Below are 2,164 nucleotides of genomic sequence, written 5' to 3'. Positions count from 1 at the left end.
AAGGTAAATCGGGAACATTGGGGTCTATTATTTTAATTCCTTCAGTCATTCTTAATTCCATTGTTGCTGTGGTTGCAGATGTTAATATGAATTCGCCTTTGTATGCTTTGCCTGTGGACAAATCTTTAATACTAAGTAAATATTTATTTGGAGTATAAATAGTCATGCCAAAAGGGGCTAAATAAGGTTCTGAATACTCTGTGGTTAAAACGTTTACTTTTTCAACACCTTCATCAATAAATTTATATTTCCCATATAATTGATCCCAAAAAATTGTAGATCCAGGGACTGGATCGGGAGACATTTCTCTTTCTATTATAACCAGTTTAAAAGAACTGCCATTTCCATTGTCCCAAAGCCAGGTACCTACAACGGCATCGTGGTGGTTGTTAACATCTTTTATATAAGCGCCACTTCGTATACGTACGTTTCTAAAGTTTTCGTTGTTAATTATGGTTTGAGATTTACAGCTTAAAGCCGAAATACAAATAATAAATAGTAGTAAGTTTTTCATTTTTTATGTTTTTTAAATTAATTACAATCGTTTGCTTTTACGCTTTTTCTATTATTACTCCCCTTTAATTTTGCCCAAGATGTAAAGTCATTAATAGCTCCTCTATACAGTGTCATTCCAAGATTATGGTAAGCGTTATTAAGAAAATCTACAAGCCCTTTTTCGTTTACGCTATTGGAATAATTTTCATTAATTCCGGATTGACTATTGTATCTACGTATTATTCGTTCAGCATCTCCTGCAAAGAACCATGCTAGGTTTTGAAAGGCAGTGATGGTAGCATAATTATTGATGTTACTTTTCGATTTATAAATAAAAATAGCAGAAAAGAAACAAATTTTAAGTTTACTCCTTAACTGCTATTTTTTACAACGTACCTGATTGTACTTCGTTTTTATTGCTTTGTTAACACCATAGATGTGGGTATAGAAAAAGGTAAATCGGGAACATTGGGGGCTATTATTTTAATTCCTTCAGTCATTCTTAATTCCATTGTTGCTGTGGTTGCAGATGTTAATATGAATTCACCTTTGTATGATTTACCTGTAGACAAATCTTTAATGACAAGTAAATATTTATTTGGAGTATAAATAGTCATGCTAAAAGGGGCTAAATAAGGTTCTGAATACTCTGTGGTTAAAACGTTTACTTTTTCAACACCTTCATCAATAAATTTATATTTCCCATATAATTGATCCCAAAAAATTGTAGATCCAGGGACTGGATCGGGAGACATTTCTCTTTCTATTATAACCAGTTTAAAAGAACTGCCATTTCCATTGTCCCAAAGCCAGGTACCTACAACGGCATCGTGGTGGTGGTTAACATCTTTTATATAAGCACCACTTCGTATACGTACGTTTCTAAAGTTTTCGTTGTTAATTATGGTTTGAGATTTACAGCTTAAAGCCGAAATACAAATAATAAATAGTAGTAAGTTTTTCATTTCTTATGTTTTTTAAATTAATTACAATCGTTTGCTTTTACGCTTTTTCTATTATTACTCCCCTTTAATTTTGCCCAAGATGTAAAGTCATTAATAGCTCCTCTATACAGTGTCATTCCAAGATTATGGTAATCGTTATTAAGAAAATCTACAAGCCCTTTTTCGTTTACGCTATTGGAATAATTTTCATTAATTCCGGATTGACTATTGTATCTACGTATTATTCGTTCAGCATCTCCTGCAAAGAACCATGCTAGGTTTTGAAAGGCAGTGATGGTAGCATAATTATTGATGTTACTTTTCGATTTATAAATAGAAATAGCAGAAAAGAAACAAATTTTAAGTTTACTCCTTAACTGCTATTTTTTACAACGTACCAGATTGTGCTTCGTTTTTATTGCTTTGTTAACACCATAGATGTGGGTATAGAAAAAGGTAAATCGGGAACATTGGGGTCTATTATTTTAATTCCTTCATTCATTCTTAATTCCATTGTTGCTGTGGTTGCAGATGTTAATATGAATTCACCTTTGTATCCTTTGCCTGTGGACAAATCTTTAATACCAAGTAAATATTTATTTGGAGTATAAATAGTCATATTAAAAGGGGCTAAATAAGGTTCTGAATACTCTGTGGTTAAAACGTTTACTTTTTCAACACCTTCATCAATAAATTTATATTTCCCATATAATTCATCCCAAAAA

At 31.8% G+C, this 2,164-nt stretch carries 3 protein-coding genes; all 3 read right to left on the bottom strand.

The genetic code is table 11. The features are described from left to right. Window positions 1-514 (bottom strand): DUF6705 family protein (locus AC2D8I_RS16095; RefSeq protein WP_484707131.1); only part of this gene is annotated, 514 nt, incomplete at its 3' end. 394 nt (window positions 515-908) lie between these two features. Then, entirely contained in the window at window positions 909-1,460 is a 552-nt protein-coding gene (locus AC2D8I_RS16090) for a DUF6705 family protein (RefSeq protein WP_484707129.1), read from the bottom strand. Window positions 1,461-1,854: 394 nt separating this feature from the next. Beyond that, the coding region (locus AC2D8I_RS16085) for a hypothetical protein (RefSeq protein ID WP_484707128.1) at window positions 1,855-2,164 on the bottom strand (310 nt) is incomplete at its 5' end.

The organism is Lacinutrix sp. YIN62 (genome assembly GCF_057219185.1).
Note: the sequence above shows the minus strand (reverse complement) of the source record. Positions and strands in the feature narration are given on the sequence as shown.